The sequence below is a fragment of the Neisseria sp. S1 genome (assembly GCF_048060015.1).
Lineage (GTDB): Bacteria > Pseudomonadota > Gammaproteobacteria > Burkholderiales > Neisseriaceae > Neisseria > Neisseria arctica.
The window spans coordinates 204394-223344 of record NZ_JBLUPI010000001.1; the positions used below are offsets into that span (position 1 = coordinate 204394).

20 protein-coding genes and 2 tRNA genes are annotated in these 18951 nt (G+C 43.7%); 6 read left to right on the forward strand and 16 right to left on the reverse strand.

What is annotated here, in order from left to right:
- Window positions 1-172 precede the first annotated feature (172 nt).
- From purF to ACEPPX_RS01080, 8 genes are all read right to left on the reverse strand, one after another.
- Window positions 173-1717: an amidophosphoribosyltransferase gene (gene purF, locus ACEPPX_RS01045; protein WP_416622589.1), complete on the reverse strand. Its 1545-nt coding sequence runs from the start codon at window positions 1715-1717 to the stop codon at window positions 173-175.
- Between the two features lie 17 nt (window positions 1718-1734).
- Window positions 1735-2232: a CvpA family protein gene (locus tag ACEPPX_RS01050; RefSeq protein ID WP_047760183.1), complete on the reverse strand. Its 498-nt coding sequence runs from the start codon at window positions 2230-2232 to the stop codon at window positions 1735-1737.
- Between the two features lie 4 nt (window positions 2233-2236).
- Window positions 2237-3388 (reverse strand): SPOR domain-containing protein, encoded by a 1152-nt coding sequence (locus ACEPPX_RS01055; RefSeq protein ID WP_416622590.1) that lies wholly within the window; start codon window positions 3386-3388, stop codon window positions 2237-2239.
- Between the two features lie 13 nt (window positions 3389-3401).
- Window positions 3402-4676 (reverse strand): bifunctional tetrahydrofolate synthase/dihydrofolate synthase, encoded by a 1275-nt coding sequence (gene folC, locus ACEPPX_RS01060; RefSeq protein WP_416622591.1) that lies wholly within the window; start codon window positions 4674-4676, stop codon window positions 3402-3404.
- Between the two features lie 42 nt (window positions 4677-4718).
- Window positions 4719-5144 carry a protein YgfX gene (locus ACEPPX_RS01065; protein WP_161796041.1) on the reverse strand — a complete coding sequence of 142 codons (426 nt, stop codon included), beginning with the start codon at window positions 5142-5144 and terminating at the stop codon, window positions 4719-4721.
- Between the two features lie 5 nt (window positions 5145-5149).
- Window positions 5150-5509 carry a hypothetical protein gene (locus tag ACEPPX_RS01070; protein ID WP_416622592.1) on the reverse strand — a complete coding sequence of 120 codons (360 nt, stop codon included), beginning with the start codon at window positions 5507-5509 and terminating at the stop codon, window positions 5150-5152.
- 112 nt (window positions 5510-5621) lie between these two features.
- Entirely contained in the window at window positions 5622-7301 is a 1680-nt protein-coding gene (locus tag ACEPPX_RS01075; protein ID WP_416622593.1) for a cation acetate symporter, read from the reverse strand.
- Entirely contained in the window at window positions 7298-7618 is a 321-nt protein-coding gene (locus ACEPPX_RS01080; RefSeq protein ID WP_416622594.1) for a DUF485 domain-containing protein, read from the reverse strand. The genes ACEPPX_RS01075 and ACEPPX_RS01080 overlap by 4 nt, the downstream gene beginning before the upstream one ends.
- A 360-nt stretch (window positions 7619-7978) precedes the next feature.
- Between ACEPPX_RS01080 and ACEPPX_RS01085 the strand changes: the two genes are divergently transcribed.
- Complete coding sequence (locus ACEPPX_RS01085) at window positions 7979-8908, forward strand: LysR family transcriptional regulator (RefSeq protein WP_416622595.1); 930 nt, start codon at window positions 7979-7981, stop codon at window positions 8906-8908.
- A gap of 77 nt (window positions 8909-8985) precedes the next feature.
- Here ACEPPX_RS01085 and ACEPPX_RS01090 read toward each other — a convergent pair whose 3' ends face one another.
- The 7 genes from ACEPPX_RS01090 to ACEPPX_RS01120 all read right to left on the reverse strand — a co-directional run bounded on the left by ACEPPX_RS01090 (window position 8986) and on the right by ACEPPX_RS01120 (window position 13143).
- On the reverse strand, window positions 8986-9282 hold the full coding sequence (locus ACEPPX_RS01090) for a hypothetical protein (RefSeq protein WP_416622596.1): 297 nt from the start codon (window positions 9280-9282) through the stop codon (window positions 8986-8988).
- A gap of 2 nt (window positions 9283-9284) precedes the next feature.
- On the reverse strand, window positions 9285-9692 hold the full coding sequence (locus tag ACEPPX_RS01095) for a phage holin family protein (RefSeq protein ID WP_047760192.1): 408 nt from the start codon (window positions 9690-9692) through the stop codon (window positions 9285-9287).
- A 301-nt stretch (window positions 9693-9993) separates the two neighbouring features.
- The gene (locus ACEPPX_RS01100; RefSeq protein ID WP_416622597.1) at window positions 9994-10398 is read right to left on the reverse strand and encodes a DUF883 family protein; all 405 of its coding nucleotides are present in this window, start codon (window positions 10396-10398) and stop codon (window positions 9994-9996) included.
- Between the two features lie 649 nt (window positions 10399-11047).
- A tRNA-Glu gene (locus tag ACEPPX_RS01105) sits at window positions 11048-11122 on the reverse strand.
- A 15-nt stretch (window positions 11123-11137) separates the two neighbouring features.
- Window positions 11138-11214: transfer RNA gene (locus tag ACEPPX_RS01110), tRNA-Arg, on the reverse strand.
- Between the two features lie 147 nt (window positions 11215-11361).
- The gene (locus tag ACEPPX_RS01115) at window positions 11362-12705 is read right to left on the reverse strand and encodes a deoxyguanosinetriphosphate triphosphohydrolase (RefSeq protein WP_047760272.1); all 1344 of its coding nucleotides are present in this window, start codon (window positions 12703-12705) and stop codon (window positions 11362-11364) included.
- A gap of 216 nt (window positions 12706-12921) precedes the next feature.
- Window positions 12922-13143 (reverse strand): YdcH family protein, encoded by a 222-nt coding sequence (locus ACEPPX_RS01120; RefSeq protein ID WP_047760201.1) that lies wholly within the window; start codon window positions 13141-13143, stop codon window positions 12922-12924.
- 278 nt (window positions 13144-13421) lie between these two features.
- Between ACEPPX_RS01120 and ACEPPX_RS01125 the strand changes: the two genes are divergently transcribed.
- From ACEPPX_RS01125 to ACEPPX_RS01140, 4 genes are all read left to right on the forward strand, one after another.
- Window positions 13422-14165, forward strand: coding sequence for a nitroreductase family protein (locus ACEPPX_RS01125; RefSeq protein ID WP_047760202.1), 744 nt, complete (start codon window positions 13422-13424; stop codon window positions 14163-14165).
- A gap of 29 nt (window positions 14166-14194) precedes the next feature.
- On the forward strand, window positions 14195-14548 hold the full coding sequence (locus ACEPPX_RS01130) for a hypothetical protein (protein ID WP_047760203.1): 354 nt from the start codon (window positions 14195-14197) through the stop codon (window positions 14546-14548).
- 184 nt (window positions 14549-14732) lie between these two features.
- Window positions 14733-15983 (forward strand): serine hydroxymethyltransferase, encoded by a 1251-nt coding sequence (glyA, locus tag ACEPPX_RS01135; protein ID WP_416622598.1) that lies wholly within the window; start codon window positions 14733-14735, stop codon window positions 15981-15983.
- Between the two features lie 140 nt (window positions 15984-16123).
- Window positions 16124-16441: a hypothetical protein gene (locus tag ACEPPX_RS01140; protein WP_416622599.1), complete on the forward strand. Its 318-nt coding sequence runs from the start codon at window positions 16124-16126 to the stop codon at window positions 16439-16441.
- A 36-nt stretch (window positions 16442-16477) separates the two neighbouring features.
- Here ACEPPX_RS01140 and ACEPPX_RS01145 read toward each other — a convergent pair whose 3' ends face one another.
- Window positions 16478-16900, reverse strand: a complete 423-nt coding sequence (locus ACEPPX_RS01145) for a YidB family protein (RefSeq protein ID WP_416622600.1) — start codon at window positions 16898-16900, stop codon at window positions 16478-16480.
- A gap of 410 nt (window positions 16901-17310) precedes the next feature.
- Here ACEPPX_RS01145 and ACEPPX_RS01150 point away from each other — a divergent pair, with 410 nt between their 5' ends.
- The gene (locus ACEPPX_RS01150) at window positions 17311-18939 is read left to right on the forward strand and encodes a CTP synthase (RefSeq protein WP_047760207.1); all 1629 of its coding nucleotides are present in this window, start codon (window positions 17311-17313) and stop codon (window positions 18937-18939) included.
- Window positions 18940-18951 lie beyond the last annotated feature (12 nt).

Genomic DNA, 18951 nt, shown 5'->3' on the forward strand with positions numbered 1-18951 from the left:
ATAAAATAATCGGTTGGCATACTTTAAAACAGGAAATCGGCACAGCCTAGGCAGTTTACCGAATACCAAATCAAACCGGTAAAATACTAAACTGCATTATTTCTTCCAACCTTTTCACTATACACTAAAAATATTTTCAGCCGGCCTGAGAATGCCGTCTGAAATATTATGTTTATTCATCTTCGTCATCATTATCACTAATGCGTATACTATGCTCAACTTGGCTGGGTTGCACTTGTGCGGCGGCTACCGAAGACTTACTTGCAGACAGTTTCTGCAAATAAGATTCATCAATATCACCGGTGAGATAGCAGCCGCTAAAACATGAAGTATCAAATGATTCGATTGCCGGATTTAATACACGCACGACTTCTTCCAAATCGGCCAAATCTTGAAACACACAACCATCTGCGCTGATTTCTTTGGCAATTTCGTCTGCAGTACGGCCATTTGCAATCAACTCGTCCCGCGTTGGCATATCAATGCCGTAAACGTTCGGAAAACGCACTTCAGGAGCCGCCGAAGCAAAATATACCTTGCGTGCCCCAGCATCTCTCGCCATTTCTACAATTTCACGGCTGGTCGTACCCCTTACGATAGAGTCGTCTACCAATAAAACGCTCTTTCCTGCAAATTCGCAATTCATGGGATTCAGTTTTTGACGCACTGATTTTTTACGGGTTGCCTGCCCCGGCATAATAAAAGTCCGGCCGATATAACGGTTTTTAATCAATCCCTCACGGTAAGGTTTTCCTAAATGGTGCGCTAATTCCATCGCACTCGGGCGGCTGGTATCCGGAATCGGCATAACCACATCAATATCATCCAGTGGCAAACTGCGTTTCACTTTTTCAGCCAGTGTCACGCCCATATTCACCCTGGCTTGGTATACCGACACACCATCTATTACAGAATCCGGGCGGGCAAAATATACATATTCAAAAAGACATGGGCTTAACTTCGGCGACTCAGCACATTGCCTAGTATAAAGTTTACCGTCAAAAGTGACTACAACAGCCTCGCCGGGTGCAATATCCCTTTCCAAATGGAAAGCCAAGCTGTTAAACACAACAGATTCAGATGCTACACAATAAGTAGTTTTGCCGTTGTTATCCGTATGCGTTCCCAGTGCCAACGGACGGATACCCAAAGGATCACGAAATGCCACCATGCCGTAACCCGCGATCAGTGCTACTACGCCGTAAGCACCGCGCACACGTTTATGCAAGTGGGAAACTGCATTAAAAACATGATCAACATTCAATACTGCATCACCCATCGCCGTTACTTCCCGACGCAGCTCATGGGCAAATACGTTCAGCAATACCTCTGAGTCAGAGCGTGTGTTGATATGACGCAAGTGTTTATTACACACACTTTCATAGAGTTCCTCAGTATTAGTAAGATTACCATTGTGCGCCAATACAATACCGAAAGGCGAACTGACATAAAACGGTTGTGCCTCTGCACTGCTGCCCGCATTTCCCGCCGTAGGATAGCGCACATGTGCGATTCCGGCATTGCCGACCAAATCACGCATATTGCGGGTACGGAATACATCACGCACCATGCCCTTGCCTTTGTGCATATGAAACATACTGCCCTCGGCAGTTACAATCCCCGCGGCATCCTGTCCCCGATGCTGAAGCATCTGCAAGCCGTCATATAGCAACTGGTTAACCGGCTCATGAGCAACTAATCCTAATACACCACACATTGCGTTTTCTCCAAATTTTAAAGCGTCGGATACCGCACCTGTCCACCAATAAACGGTGGAAGATAAGGAACGGCCAACTGGGCGAGACTTTCAAAATAAACAGCGCTAAATGACTGCCGCCAACCTTCTGTTTGCGGCAAATCGGTAAAGGCACAAACTAATACAACCAGCGTTACGATCAAAACGCCCTTTACCGCCCCAAACAAACCGCCGAGGATACGGTTTATCCCACCCAAACCTACGGCAGTTACCGCCGCCGTAAGCAGCGAACGTAAAAAATGCTGCACCAACCATGCAGCGATAAAAAGTAAAATAAAGCCGGCAACCACCGCCAACTCAGGAGGTTGGATACTGCTTAACGCCAGCTCGGCAAATGGAACGGCAAACATTTTTGCCACGACAAAAGCAATAATCCAAGTCACCAAAGAAGTAACTTCGGCAATCACCCCGCGTATCATGGAGACAATCATACTGATTGCCACTACGGCCAAAGCCAATATATCAAACACCGCCATATTGTTACTGCCCGATTACCATTCCGTCTACACCTTGCTGGCGGATTTTTGCCAGAGCTTGATTGGCTGCATCACGGTTCGGGTAACTGCCGGTACGCACTCGATAAACCGTACCTTTACTGGTTTGTGCCTCGCTGATGTAAGCGCTTACTCCCGCATTAGCCAACTTCTGCTGGATTTGATGGGCCTGTGCGCTACTGCTGTATGCACCTGCCTGAATCAATGCCCGGCCACCGCCACTTCGCCCTTCTAAAATTGCTTGGGGATTGGCGGTTGACTGAGACTTCTTAGCTGCTTGATTATTAAGAATTTGCTGTGCACTTAATTTTTGATCGGCTTGTTTTTTAGCTGTTTGCTGCTGTTGGCGCTTTTGTGCCGCCTGCTTCGCTTCAACCTGTTTTTTTAATTCAACCTGTTTTTTTAATTCAACCTGTTTTTTCAATTCTGCTTGTTTTTTTAAATCCACCTGTTTTTTAGCCTCTGCGTTTTTTGACTGTTGAGCTTGGGCTTCTTTCAACTGTTGGCTATCACGCTCTTTTTTTACCGTATTTTTTGCTATGGCTGGCTGTTCTACGACTTTTCTTTCTGCTCCGGCTTTATTTATCTGGGCATCAGTCGCTTTATTATTGATCACTACAACCGGCGGAGGCGCATCTTCGATAGCTTGTTTGGGCATTGCAGATTTTTGAGCCTGTGCTGGAAGCTCAGCTTTGGCAGGGGCAGGTTTGGCAACTGCAGCTACAGACGGTTCTTTTGCAACGGTTTGATCCGTCGTATCGGTTGTATTATTTTCTGCTTTTTCGGCCGGAGGATTCAACAAAGGATTATCCAACTCGGTTACCCGAGTACGACCATCTTCTTCAGGAACCGGCTCCAACACTGCCGAAGGAGCTAAGTCAGATGCATCATCTGTAGGAGCCGTTTGATTATTTACCAAAATTACGGGAGCGGTTTCCGAGGTTGCCTGAATATCAGAAACTGCACCTTCCATATTCACAGTCTGTACCGTTTCATCATCGGTATTGTTTTGATTGAGTACGGTGGCTAACAAACCGCCAGCCAATACGACCAAAACAGAAGCACCCACCAAACGGCGTCGGTTTTTACGCTTTAATTGCTCGTAGTCATTCAAAGGGTTGAAGCGGTTGTTTGTCATTCCTGGATTCCTGTTACAACATTTCCATCACTTCGGCCACCGTATGAAAAGAGCCGAAAACGGTAATTCTATCATTTTCCGATGCTGCCGCCAAAGCAGCTTGGTATGCAGCTTGTATGCTTTCAAAAGCTTTTATATTTCCAATACCGTGCGTCTGAATTTTTTCTTGTAAAGCTTCTGTAGACATACCACGTGGCAAGTTAAGCGGAGCAATATACCAATAATCAAATTGCTCTTTAACCAATTCTAAAACCGTATCGATATCTTTATCTGCCAACATACTGAAAACCGCTATACGGTTTTCTGCAAAGGGCAGCGCCATGAGCCCTTGCTTTAATGCTTTAGCCGCATGAGGATTATGACACACATCTAAAATCACTAATGGTCTGCCCGGCAGCACCTGAAAACGTCCGGGGTTATTCACCAATAATAAGCCCCGCTTAATCGAACCTATATCAATCGGCAGCTTATGGTTCAAGCATTCGATAACGGCTAACGCACAAGCGGCATTATTCAATTGATATGCTCCCCGTAAGGCTGGAATCGGTAAAGCGTTACGGTTGCGTTTTTGTCCCTCCGCACCACCGGGATGGAAATGAAAAGACCATTGCTGCTGTTCTAGTTTGCTGAAATCAAAATCCTGCTTAATCACTAAAAGGTCGGCATGAATATCTTGTGCATGTCGACGCAACGACTCAGGCGGTGGATTTTGTCCGCAAATAGCCGGTTTGCCGCTACGAAAAATGCCTGCCTTTTCAAACCCGACCTTCTCTATCGTATCGCCTAAGAAAGCTTCGTGATCCAAATCTACGCTCGTTACAACCGCACAATCGGCGTCAAATACGTTGACGGCATCCAAACGTCCGCCCAAGCCAACTTCCAATACCATAACATCAACATTTGCGCACATAAAAATATCTACAGCCGCAAGTGTATTGAATTCAAAATAGGTGAGGGAAATTTCTTTTCTTGCCGTCTCTATACGCTCGAAAGAAGCTGTAATCACATCATCACTTACAGGTTCGCCATCGATAGCAATTCGCTCATTAAATTTTAAAAGATGCGGGCTTGTAAGCGTGCCGACTTTAAAACCGGCCTGCTTATAAATTTGGGTAAGAAAAGCACACACGGAGCCTTTGCCATTGGTGCCGGCCACGATTACAACCGGACATGCAGGAACCAAACCCATTCGCTCTTTTACCTCGCCTACCCGGGCAAGCCCCATATCAATCAAGCCCGCGCTATGGGCAGTTTCCAAATAGCTAAGCCAATCATTTAATGTTTTCATAAATTTCAATATTCAAGGCCGTCTGAAATATACTGAGCAGTGCTAGTTTCCACTCTGCCCCCACTGTACCCAAACTTGCAAACGGCGGTAACTTTCATCATCTGTCATATCAGGTAAAACACAATGACTGAATCTCCGGCCTTGTGTCTCCCATTGCAAAAATAAAGCTTTTCGGGTCACCATACTTCCCGGTCGGAGGGAAGCTTGAAAAGCCGTTTCATCGGAACCGACAAATACTGCCGCCCTTCCCTGTGCGTCAATGGCAATTTTACGTATCGCCGATTTTTCGCATAGTCTTTGTTTTTTCCATGCAAAATAAAAGCTTGCAATTAATAAAATCAAGCCTAACCAACACATCCAACCATAAAAGGCCTGGCAACAAACCACTACCGCAACCACATGCAGTAATACAACCGCCATACAAGTAATTCTAGAAGGCCTGAATACGGCTTGAAACGGCTGCATCATAGTGTTTACATCATGTTATCGAAAACAGGGCTGGCGCTCATATCCGCATCTTCCATATCCAATACCATGTCGTGTATTTCGATATCGAAATATTCCCAAAAAGCTTTCAGGCTCATATCTTCAGGCCATTTGCTTTTAGGCACATCCCAAGCCGCAACCTCTGCTTGGAAAATTTCTTGGTAACGCTCGTCAAAATAAGCAACCGCAGCTTCCGGTTCGTCAAACTCGGGAATCAAATATACGGAACAATTCGTACGCAATTGATCCAGTGTCAGATCAGGCATATCTTCGTCCGAACCTTTCAACCATGCCAAGAATTGCGCGGTAGGTTTTAAAACTACCGCGGTGCGGTCTACAAAATACATAATTAGTCCCTTTTATCGTTTTTCAGACGGCATTGTACTAAAGAAAAAGGCCGTCTGAAACGATTTTTAGCTTCGTTTTCAGACGGCCTTTGTTGTTTTTAACTATTAGTACTTAGTGGTCAGATGCCTCTTCCGCTCCGATACCGGTCATAGAGCGAACGTATTGCGCTTCATAACCTGCACGGTCTTGTTTGGCACGCTCTGAATTATCGGTAATAGAACCCAACCAAGCCATAATGAATGCGGCGGGAATACTCACAATCGCCGGGTTACCATACGGGAAAATCGGAGCTTCATGATGCAATACTTGTACCCATACGCTCGGGCCGAGAACAATCAACACCAATGCCAAAATCAAACCTGAGAAACCGCCGATAACCGCACCACGGGTGGTCAAGCCTTTCCAGAACATCGATAGCATTAAGATAGGGAAGTTTGCAGAAGCAGCAACGGCAAATGCCAAACCTACCATGAACGCAATGTTTTGGTTTTCAAAGATCAAACCAAACAAGATAGCCAAAACACCCAAAGACAATACTGTAATACGCGATACACGCATTTCTTCTTGAGAAGTGGCTTGGCCTTTACGGATTACAGAAGCATAGATATCGTGACTTACAGCAGAGGCACCCGAAAGGGTCAAACCTGCCACTACCGCCAAAATGGTTGCAAATGCCACGGCAGAGATAAAGCCCAAGAACAAGTTACCACCTAATGCTTCAGACAAATGAACCGCAGCCATATTTGTACCACCGATCATTTCCACTACAGTTTTGCCTTCTTTCACCATGGTTTGGAAGAACTCAGGATTATCCTTGGTTACAAAAATAATGGCACCGAAACCGATAATGAAAGTCAAAATATAGAAGTAACCGATGAAACCTGTAGCTACGAACACAGATTTACGTGCTTGTTTTGCATCAGGTACGGTAAAGAAGCGCATCAAAATATGGGGCAAACCGGCTGTACCAAACATCAAAGCCAAGCCTAAAGAAAGCGCATCGATCGGGTCTTTTACCAACCCGCCGGGTTCCATAATCGAAATGCCTTTTTCATGAATGCTGGTTGCCTTAACGAACATTTGCTCCATGCTGAAGCCGGAAGCTTTCATAATCATAAAAGCCATGAAAGTCGCACCGCTCAACAGCAATACCGCTTTAATCATTTGTACCCAAGTCGTTGCCAGCATACCGCCAAACAATACATAGGCCACCATCAAAATACCTACAATAATTACTGCGGAGAGATAGTTCATACCGAAAAGCAATTGAATCAGTTTGCCCGCACCTACAATTTGAGCAATCAGATACAAAATTACCACCAGAATCGAGCCTGACGCAGCAAACAAACGAACTGGGGTTTGTTGCAGGCGGTAAGCCACTACATCGGCAAAGGTAAATTTACCTAAGTTGCGCAAACGCTCGGCAACAAGGAACAATACCAGCGGCCAACCTACCAAGAAACCGGTTGAGTAAATCAAACCATCATAACCGCGTGTAAATACCATTGCGGAAATACCCAAAAACGAAGCGGCAGACATATAATCGCCCGCAATCGCCAAACCGTTTTGGAATCCGGAAATACCACCGCCGGCAGTATAGAAATCTTTAGAAGACTTATTCTGTTTGGCTGCCCATTTAGTAATGTAAAGAGTGGCTCCAACAAAAATAAAGAACATCACCACTGCGGCAATATTCAACGGGCGCTGTTGCACCTCACCTGCAATTGCATCCGCTGCCCAAGCACCGTTGGCCATTGCCAAACCGGCTAAAGCAAAAAATAATTTATTCATTTTTCCACTCCCATTACTTCTCGCACAACTTCTTGCGTAGCCTGTTCAAATTTACCGTTGGCCACATAAACATACACACCCGTGATGGCAATGGAGAACAAGATAACAAACAGGCCGATATAAATACCCCAAGTCGTCACACTTCCTTCCGATACAGGTGTACCAAAAGTGTGGGGGTCAATACCAATAAATAAAATATAAATCACATACACAGCAAACATTATGGCAGAGAACGTCCAACCTAAAATAGATTTTTGTTTGGCCATCGTTTGAAATTTGGGATGTGAAAGCACTCTTTTTGCAGTCTGCTTGTCCATCTGGGTTTCTCCTAATTCTTCTTTAAATATCAAGCCGAGATTACGGCGATTCGATTAAAATATTTTCCCAAACCTTTGGCTAATTTTATTTTTTGATGCCCGCCATCTGCAAAACTGATAGCTATTAATGAATAAATTGATTTCTAACAAAAAATTAGAGCAAAACCACTTTTAATCAATTTGAAAATATGTTAAAAAGTGATAAGGAAGTTAGCGTATTAACGGCCTGACACAAGAGTTGGCTAGAGCATAAAAACGTACAACATGCATTATGGCAAGACATGCTGTCCAGCTCCCAAAGGAAAATAGAGCCACGCTATTATTATATTTACGATAGCAAATTAAAACTTTGAGAAACTCATGGATTACACCCAGCTGAAAACTTTTACGGCAGTCGCCCATCTAGGCAATCTCACCCAGGCAGCCGAACGCCTGCATCTTTCACAACCTGCTGTCTCCGCACAAATCAAAGCACTCGAAAAACAACTTGACGTACCTCTTTTTTACCGCAATACAAATGGTATGAGTTTAACGCCTGCCGGAGAAGTTTTACTTCCTGAAGCCGAGTCCCTTTTGCAACACCATCATAAGCTTGATCGCTTTTCCAAAACACTGTCTACGCAATATGTGGAACATGCCGAATTAGGACTAATACATCCTGCGGATCCGGTTAAAATTACCCGTCTAACCACAGAAATCCTGCAAAATGATCCAGATATCCAACTGCATATTCAATACGGCATGAGCGGGGAAATTGAACAACGTGTTTTAGACAAAAACCTTCACGGTGGTTTTTTCCTCGGCCCGGTTAACCACCGCAGTTTACGTTCTGTATTTCTTGAAAATATCCACTACTCTCTGATTTGTGCTGCCGATCAAGCTCAAGATATACAAAAAAACTTACCAAAAAGCCTTGATCAATACGCTTGGATTGAAATGTCTGCCACTTCAGGCAGCAGGAAAAATCTCCAACAATTTTGGCGTAAACATAAAATCACCCCAAAGCGTCAAATTATCTGCGATTTTCCACAAACTATTATTGATTTAGTATGTGAAGGTCTCGGCGTTGCCATGGTTCCGTCACACAAAGCAGAATCTGCTTGGACTGATGGAAAACCGATTTGCATCTTAGACGAATATCGCCAAGCATTACCCCTTAGCTTTATATATCTTAACGAATATGAAGAAGACCCTTCCTTGAAGCTTTTGAAAAAATGTGTTGAGAGCATTTGGAGCGACGAGCAACCATTTGAAGTACCTGCTATAAAAACCGAACCTAATACCGATTAATAAGTATAAAAAGGCCGTCTGAATTTTTCAGACGGCCTTTCGACTTTTGTCAACATACAACTATATAAATAAAAAGCTTACTTCACGCGATCTCGGAATAACTGCCAAAGCACTAAAGCCGCTCCGGCTAAAATCCGGTAACGCCAACGCACAGGCAACATCAAACCATTCCAAAGCAATCTACTTGAAGGTAAACCTTTAGTTAAACCAAACGCTGTTTTAGTTATGCCTAAAGCTTGATTAAATCCAGCATCTACACGCTGCTGCTCTCTAGTCAACTTTTGTTTTTTCAAATACTCTGCTGCGATTCTCAAACGTACTAGCTGAGCTTCCAGCTCCAAAAGAGCTATCTTTTCTTTATTGGAAAGACCCATATTTACTCCTTATCTTTAGAAACCGAGTTACGCCCCATACGTCCTCTCAAATATGCAAAATCTTGCTGCATATCTTGAAGAGTACCCAGCAATTGGCCACCTTGATTTTTCCAACTTGATATGCACCAAAATAACAATCCAATAACTGTAAGAAACAGAACAGCAGCAAAACCAAAAAAGAACCAAATCCTAGCCTGAGGTTCTAAAATACTGTTTAAACCAAACAACAAACTGATTAAGCATACCAATAACAACACCGCGGCAAATATAATCACAGCAATAACTTTTACTGCATTACCGGCTTGGGCATTAAGCTCCAAAGCCAAAATACGTAAACGCAATAACAACAGCTCACTGCCCTGATTCAATAGCGTTTTGAAATGCTCCAGATTTCTTCCCAAGCTGCTCATGCGGACTCCCTTAATTTTTCACGGCAAGGCGAGTTTAAATAATTACAGCGTATTTCCATTGGTTAGTATATTTCCCCAAATAAAAAATACAGCATTAAATAATTACTTAAATAACATAAAATATTAAAGATAATGCGCTTTATATTTCTTACCCACCTTGAAAATATAAAGCCGCCCTATGCAAAACGGCATTCGGGCGGCAGACTTCCAAATTGTGCTGTCTTTAATAAACACTTACATAACAACATTCACAAACTGTTTATTGAAGTATGCATGAAAAAGCCAGCAACCATCCGAAGCATTAACGACGGTTTAACAAAATACCGACTACCAAACCCGCCAATGCAGCAAATCCCATTGCATAGTAGGGTTTGTCTTGAATCATTTCATCTGTTTGTCGGGCAATACCGCGGGCACGATCTGAAGCATAACAACCTGCTTCTCGGGCACGTTCAGCGGTATTATAAGCAGCATCACGTACACGATCTGCTGCATCACGCGCTTTTTCAGCTGCAGAAGCCTCAAATTCAGCAAACTGAGCCTTAACTTTGCTCAACTGCTCCTTAGCTTTTTCTTTCATAGCTTTAGCTTCTTCGGTACCATTTTCAACGCTAGTTTCATACAAGCTTTCCACTTCTTGCAATACTTCACGCACTTCTTTCATCAAAACTTCTTTTTGGCTATCAAAGTCACGGTCTTTTCTCATTATTTTGTCTCCTGAAAAATTCAAACAAAGAAATCGACAGAAGTGCCAAGTTCTGCCTCTATTCAGTTTTCAATATAGACTATTTTTTTAAAAAAACAAGCATTTTTATGCATATTAAAAAAATTAATGGCAATCAAACAATAATTTACGTCAAACAATCAAGTGTAATTACAGATATACTTAAACGCACAAACTTTATCATTTCGATTCAGGTATTTTTAATTAAAATATCTAGATAGAAAACATAATTCCCTATTTGTTAATATAAAAACTATTTCTAATATTATTTCTATATCTAAATTTCTACTAAGGTAAATATACTTACACAAGGAAAATAAAGTAACGTTTGCAAAGCATTCTTAGAAAACTACCCACTCTCAGACTATAAAAAATATTTAAATAAAACAGATAATTTTATATACTAATTTATGGTTACATTTCTCTTTCATATTTTTAAATAACAATATTGATAATAGAATAAAAATTAACCATAATATTTTAACATTAATAAAGTTTATTAGTCCCACAAACAGTTATTAAAATAGGCTTCAATTGAATTAAAATAAATTTGGATATAAGCTGATTACCAAACTGGTATAGGTATAAATTAAGGCCTTGCTAAAATTAGCAAGGCCTTAATTTATCAAACTGGCACGCCCACGGGGATTCGAACCCCGGTTGCCGCCGTGAAAGGGCGATGTCCTAACCGCTAGACGATAGGCGCATTGGAAAATCTTGATGGCGCACCCGGAGCGATTCGAACGCCCGACCCTCTGGTTCGTAGCCAGATACTCTATCCAACTGAGCTACGGGTGCGTTTTACTCATCAGCTCTTCTTAGTGCTGTGAATCGAGAGAACCGAATCATATAGAAATAATTAAACCATGTCTAGCATTTTAGATAAATATTTTTAAAAAATAAAATAAACAATTGAAATAAATAAATTTATTTTTATAACCATTTTTATATCATACCAGTACCGGAAAGCTCTCTAGCCATACGGGCAGCTGCATTATCGGTCATTCCTCCTACAAAATCCAATATCTTCATATAAGCTTCATATAAAGAATCTTTAGTAGTAATAGGATTTTCGTGATTCAACAACTCCAAAACCAAAGATTGGCGGACACCTACCCTGCCTTCTGTAATCAACGTATGAGCAGCCGGCACTAATAAGTCTAAAACAGAACCCAGGCATGGAAATGCTGCAATTTCAGTTCTCAATTTACTCTGATGGCGAAAAATGCGTGTACGTGCCAAATCTTTGGCCTTCTCCAGGGTATTTTGGACTTCAGGACTACACAATGCCAATAAATCCTTACCCTGAAATTCACCTTTCAATAAATCTGATTGGTGCGACATAAAAGTATGGGCAACATCATCAATCGCTCTACCAATAGCGATACCACGTAACATTGCGCAACGTTGGCGACTAGATTGAGCGTGCCATGTATTTTCAACAAATGTCAGCTCTGATAATACACTTTCAACCTCCGCATCTGCCAACAATCCGATTTCTACGGCATCTTCCAAATCCAATAAGGCATAACAGATATCATCTGCCGCTTCCATTAAGTAAGACAACGGATGGCGGATCCAGCGGTCTTGCCCTTGTTGGATCAATCCCAATTCTTCGGCAATACGGCGTATATAAGGTAATTCGGTTTGATAAATATTGAATTTCCGGCAACCTTCCGGAGCAAGTGTTGTCCACGGGTATTTTAATAGGGTTCCTATGGTGGCAGCAGTCAACCGCATTCCGCCGCGATTGCAATACATTTCCAATGTTGCCAACAAACGCAAACTGTGGGCATTACCTTCATAAGTTTGTACATCCAAACGCTCTGCCTCACTGAGTTTTTCAAGATAATATTGATTTTTCGGATTGCGAAACCAATCCCTCAAAGCCTCTTCCCCCGTATGCCCGAACGGCGGATTACCCAAATCATGCGCCAAACACGCCACCTGAACCACTGCACCAATATCATTAGGCGTATTTCCTAGCGGAAGAAACTCGCCGGCCTGAAGCATTACTCCAACCCGATTTCCCAAACTGCGCCCAACACTGGCCACCTCTACGCTATGCGTTAGGCGGTTATGAGTATGATCATGCTCGGCAAAAGGATGAACTTGTGTTTTACGCCCCAAACGGCGGAAAGCCCCTGAAAATACCACCCGGTCATAATCGATATGAAAATCGGTACGTAAAGCATCAACTCCCTCTTGGGTTGAGGGCGTACTAGTCGGAATAATTTCCCCGTCTTTAGCGCGAAACCGTTGTGTACTCAATAACTGCTGCCAATTCATTTTATCCATGCTTGATTCCGTAAACTAAAATTTCCCAAATATTTTTATTTATTTTACTCTTTATAATATTTCATACCGATAATCCGACTCGCTCTATTTTCCGGACAAGCCCAAACTCATATTGGGCAAATATATCCTTCAGATAATATAGAAGCAGGCCGTCTGAAACAATAGTTCAGACGGCCTGCTATGTTTTAGCCGGTCACATATACCAAATTAAGCTTCTTCGGAGGCTTTTTTCAAGATAACGTACAATTGATCCTTCAATTGCAGTTTTTGTTTTTTCAATTCTTCAATTTCATCCAAACCACTGGTTACAGGATTATTTACCAAGCCTGTAATCTTATCATCCAGCTTATTATGTTCGTCGAACAGACGAGCAAAGTGTGCATCTTCTTGTTTCAGTTTTGAAATCAAATCACGATATTCAGGAAACATAGTTCATCCTCTTAATTAAAAAGTGTACAACAGTTAAAAATCAAGCGCTTTATTATTCGCTTTCTTCGGTTTTATTATAGCAAAGGCGGCCTCCCGATACAGCCTTATTTACATCGCCCTGCATCCTTTCTTAACCTTTTTTGACAAAAAGCAATCTCTTTTACCACCGCATCTATAGCCTAATACCATAAGCTGGACGCCGATACCGACAACTCTTACAATCATAAAAGAATACTCAGCTTCCCACATGCAGACACCACTATTGAAGGACCTCAGATATGTCTCAAAATGCTGTACAAACTATCTTAAATCATCGCACATATCGCCACTTTAAAACTGGAGTGCCATTGCCGGCAAACCACTTACAAACCATTATCGATTGCGCACGTCAAGCGCCCTCTTGGATGAACGGACAACATTACAGCATTATAAATATCACCGACCCCAATCTGCGGGAACAGATTGTTGCACTTCAACCTTCTAACCCTCAAATCGGTACTTGCAGTACATATTTGCTTTTCATTGCCGACCTTCACCGTGCGGATTTATCCAGTCAGGCTTACGAAGGTAATTTTACTGCTGCAGGTGATCCGGACAGCCTGATTACTGCGATTACAGATACCGCATTAGCTGCACAAAATGCCGTAATCGCTGCCGAAAGCCTCGGCTATGCTACCTGCTTTACCGGTGGTATCCGCTTGATTGCTCCTCAACTGACAGAACTTTTATCATTGCCCAAAAATACTTTTCCTATTGTCGGTCTCTGTATCGGCACACCCGATATCCAAATGCCGCTTAAACCGCGTCTGCCCAAGGAAACAGTTTATTCCGAGAACCACTATCCCGATGATGAAACCCTTTCAGATGGCCTCGAACAATACGAAAAAACTATGACTGCATTTGGTGAAGCACGGGAAAAGTTTCCTTTCCGTGAAAAATTTGCCCGTTACTATAGCAATACTTACGCACCGGAAAATATCCCATTGTTAAAGAAACAAGGCTGGCTAAACAATCTGAAATAAATTATTTTACATTGTGCAGAGGATATGTGATGTCCAGGCATTATCACCATATCTGGGGAGTAAGCGGACAGTTTGTCCGATTAGAAGGCCGCTATGACTGGTGGCCTCTTAATGATCCCTTGTGGGTAAGCGAGGATGCCACCAACCTAGATTTTTATTTTTCTCCCGAAACATCCTATCTTGCAAATACAGAAAAAACGCCATCACCAGAAAAATTACTGGCGTTTTCCCAAGCTGCGCGGGAAATCGCCCGTAAAAAACTTGATGCGGTTGCCAAACTGGCCGTTGCACAAAATTTACGTGCCTCGCAAGAAGCCTATGATTTGGAACGCTTGATTGCCTCCATCGACCATTTTATGCGACAAGACGACCTCTACCGCTAATCCCTCTTTACCTCGCTACGTTGCAATATTTTTTATGAATAAAACTTTCATTCTGCCCGCAACGTTTTCATGACACCCGCTTTTAATTTCGGTTACAATACCGCTTCATCTTCTTTGCTTTCGGCGCGGCCATTTATGGGGCCGTCTGAAAACCTTTACTCCACCCCACTCAAAGGATTTCTGCATGTTCTCAAAAAGCATAACCATCGAAAAATATGATCCCGAATTGGCTGCGGCAATTGCTGCCGAAGTACAGCGCCAACAAGATCACGTTGAATTGATTGCCTCTGAAAACTATGTCAGCTGCGCCGTAATGGAAGCCCAAGGCTCCCAACTCACGAACAAATATGCCGAAGGTTATCCCGGCAAGCGCTATTACGGCGGCTGTGAACATGTTGACGTAGCCGAACAGCTGGCCATCGACCGTGTGAAAGAACTTTTTGGTGCTGCTTATGCCAATGTACAACCGCACTCAGGCTCGCAAGCCAACCAGGCGGTATATGCAAGCGTGTTAAAACCGGGCGATACCATTCTCGGCATGAGCCTCGCACACGGCGGCCACCTCACCCACGGTGCATCAGTTAATATTTCCGGCAAATTGTATAACGCCATCACCTATGGCTTGGATGAAAACGAAGTGCTGGATTACGCCGAAGTAGAAAGATTGGCCTTGGAACACAAACCAAAAATGATTGTAGCCGGTGCCTCTGCCTATGCTCTGCAGATCGACTGGGCCAAATTCCGTGAAATCGCCGATAAAGTAGGTGCTTATCTTTTTGTCGATATGGCCCACTATGCCGGTTTGGTCGCCGGGGGCGAATATCCGAACCCCGTTCCTTTTGCCGACTTCGTAACCACCACCACCCACAAAACCCTGCGCGGCCCCCGCGGCGGTGTGATTTTATGCCGAGACAACACTCACGAAAAAGCACTGAATTCGGCTATTTTTCCCAGCCTGCAAGGCGGCCCTCTGATGCATGTGATTGCAGCCAAAGCAGTGGCTTTTAAAGAAGCCCTGCAACCTGAATTCAAAGAATATGCGAAACAGGTTAAGGTAAATGCTGCCGCAATGGCCGAAGAACTTGTAAAACGCGGTTTGCGCATTATTTCAGGCAGAACAGAAAGCCATGTATTCTTGGTCGACCTGCGCGCCAAAAACATTACCGGCAAAGCGGCTGAAGAAGCCTTAGGCAAAGCGCACATTACCGTTAATAAAAACGCCATTCCCAATGACCCTGAAAAACCCTTTGTTACTTCAGGTATCCGTATCGGCACCTCTGCGATCACCACCCGCGGTTTCAGTGAAGCTGATGCCCGCGAGTTGGCCAACTTGGTAGCAGACGTTTTGGAAAATCCTGAAGATACGGCCACACTCGAAAAAGTAGCCAAGACAGCTACCACATTATGTGAAAAAAATCCGGTTTACGGCGCATAAATTTTCGGAATTTCCGTTACATTGATTGTTATTTTTAAATAAACAATGTAGCCTAAATTCTGATAATTAAAGGCCGTCTGAAAATTGTTTTCAGACGGCCTTTATATAAATTCACACTTTATCCAAATATTTCAAACCCTATGATCAACACTCAAATACTCGCTACGAAAATCAGCAATGCCGACTACCGCCAGCTGATTACCCGTAACACAGCAAACTTCAGCCCTGCCGAACTGGATTTACTAAACGACATCCTAGCCGCTTTCGAATTTGATGTCGTACAAGAGCAGGCTTTGGCACAAGCTGTGATGCAACAGGCCAAATTTGATCCTAATGCTTTACACATCGAAGAAGATGACGAAGACATCACCGGCGTATGTCCTCACTGCCTTAATCCGCCCGTACCACCCTTACGCGATTACCAGATGTGGCGTGAAACAAGGAAAAATACCGCCTGATAATCAGACGGTATGTTCAGAAAACCTTACTTCTTATTACTTCACTAAATTTTTCAACACCAGCGAAGCCAAATCATCCAAACCGAAGCCGTCCGCCTCTTGGGCATTACCGTTAGGCGTAGCCGTATCAATCAAACTGGGCAGATGCTGTGCTAACAAATCACCGGCCTGCTGCCCGTTCATACCGAACTTAGCTGCAATTTGCTCTATCACACCGTTACCTAAGGCAGACTGTAAATCACCTCCGGATACATTCTGATTGGCGCTACTGGAAGAAATCCAGCTTTGCAGCGCACCACCCAAGCCGCCTTGTTGCAATTGATTAATCAAATTACCCACACCACCACTTTGGTGCACAAGCTCCATTACCATAGATATTGCCGTACCCTGTTGGCCGCCCTGCGTATTTTGGTTTAATGCCGAAGCGGCTGCATTAAGCAAAGAATCCATTAAAGCCATTTGTTAAACTCTCCATAATATATTTGACGACACCTGCAACAGGTACCATAACAATTGTCACAACAGGTTTTGAAATCTTCTGTGTGGCATACTTAATTTACGGAATACAGTGTATCTGATTTATATCTGACCGCACCCTATTTAACATATTTATTACATTATGCCGTCTGAAACATACAAACCGGCGGCGTTAAAAACTCAAATCGAAAATATGTCTCCGAATATGCAAATTACCCCATCGGCCATACCGACGCATGAGCTGCCGATAATCGGTACATTAATACGATAAAACAATTTCGCTACACCCTGTACGGATACACTATTTTAGACGCTATCCGAGTATCAAGACGGTTTACCAGCCGACAAGGTTCAGGGTAAAATTACGGATTCCAATTGAGCGGTAAATCATCATGACCAAATTTATTTTTGTAACCGGCGGCGTAGTATCTTCATTAGGTAAAGGTATCGCCGCCGCTTCAATTGCCACCATCCTTGAATCGCGTGGTTTGAAAGTCACCATGCTCAAGCTCGACCCTTATATCAACGTCGACCCAGGTACCATGAGCCCGTTTCAACACGGCGAAGTATTTGTAACGGAAGACGGCGCCGAAACAGATCTCGATCTCGGCCACTATGAGCGCTTTATCAACTCAACCATGTATAAGCGCAATAACTTTACCTCCGGTCAAGTGTATGAAGCCGTTATCGCAAAAGAACGTCGAGGCGATTATTTGGGCGGTACAGTACAAGTGATTCCGCACATTACCGATGAAATCAAACGCAAAGTTCACGAAGGCGCCGCAGGCCACGACGTAGCGATTGTAGAAATCGGCGGTACCGTAGGCGATATCGAATCGTTGCCTTTCTTGGAAGCCATCCGCCAAATGCGCAGCCAGCTTGGCCGTAACAATACTTTGTTCATGCACCTTTCTTACGTTCCCTATATTGCGGCTGCGGGCGAGATTAAAACCAAACCTACTCAGCACTCGGTTAAAGAGCTGCGTGAAATCGGTATCCAGCCGGACGTATTGATCTGCCGTATGGACCGCCCTCTGCCCGAAGAAGAAAAGCGCAAAATCGCTCTTTTCTGCAATGTGGAAGAGCGCGCCGTAATCGGCTGTTATGACTCCGACAGCATCTACAAAATTCCCGAGATGCTGCACAGCCAAGGTATTGACAATATTATTTGTGAGCAATTGCAGCTCAATATCCAACAAGCTGATCTGACCGAGTGGAAAAAAATCGTTTATGCGATTGAAAATCCGAAACATATTGCCAAAATCGCTATGGTCGGCAAATATGTTGACCTAACCGAATCTTACAAATCGCTGACCGAAGCCTTGAAACATGCCGGCATCCACACCGATACCGACGTACAGATTACCTATGTCGATAGCGAGGCTATTGAAAAAGAAGGCATCGAATGCTTAAAAGAAATGGATGCGGTTTTAGTACCGGGCGGCTTTGGCGTACGCGGCGTGGAAGGGAAAATCGCAGCTGTAAAATATGCCCGTGAAAATAATATTCCCTATCTTGGCATTTGTCTGGGTATGCAAATCGCACTCATCGAATACGCCCGTGATGTTGCCGGCATGACAGGTGCCAACTCTACCGAATTTGACTTGAAAACACCTTATCCGGTAGTCGGCTTGATTGACGAATGGCAAACCGCAGACGGCAATGTCGAGACCCGCGATGAAAATACCGGCTTAGGCGGCACAATGCGCTTAGGTGCGCAAGAAGTCGAACTTAAGGCTGATAGCCTAGCTGCCAAAATATATGGTAGTAACCAAATCAAAGAGCGACACCGCCACCGCTATGAAGTCAACAACCACTTTATCGGTGACTTGGAAAAAGCAGGCTTGGTTATCAGTGGTGTCTCTGCCGGACGAGAGCGCTTGGTAGAAACCATCGAGCTGCCCGGGCATCCGTGGTTCTTTGCCTGTCAGTTCCACCCCGAATTTACTTCAACACCGCGTAAAGGCCATCCGCTCTTTACCGCATACATCAAAGCCGCACTGGCCAATAAAAAAGTCTGAGTACCCAAAACA